The organism is Jeotgalibacillus marinus (assembly GCF_040801915.1).
Lineage (GTDB): Bacteria > Bacillota > Bacilli > Bacillales > Jeotgalibacillaceae > Jeotgalibacillus > Jeotgalibacillus marinus.
In genome coordinates, this window is sequence record NZ_JBFMIA010000237.1 from 1 (window position 1) to 248 (window position 248).

Here is a 248-nt window from a genome sequence, read left to right on the forward strand (position 1 = left end):
TGTCCGGCGTGGCCTCAGTCGAAGCCGGTGACATGAAAGCCGCCGAACAGAGCCTGAGCGACGCCGCTTCCTTCCGTGACCGCGACCTCTCCGCCCTCGCCAAGTTCGCGCTGGCCTCCATCTACCGCGATTCGCATCGCGATCAGGACGCCATCCGCCTTTACCAGGAGCTGATTGACCTGAACTCGGTGGCCGTCCCTAAGAGCACGGCGCAGTTCGAGTTGGCCGCGCTCTACGAGGCCAAGCAG

Annotated in this window: 1 protein-coding gene; it reads left to right on the plus strand. The window is 64.5% G+C overall.

Annotated features, from left to right (window positions below; translation table 11 throughout):
• Positions 1 to 32: 32 nt before the first annotated feature.
• The coding region (locus tag AB1471_RS17685) for a hypothetical protein (protein ID WP_367781028.1) at positions 33 to 248 on the plus strand (216 nt) is incomplete at its 3' end.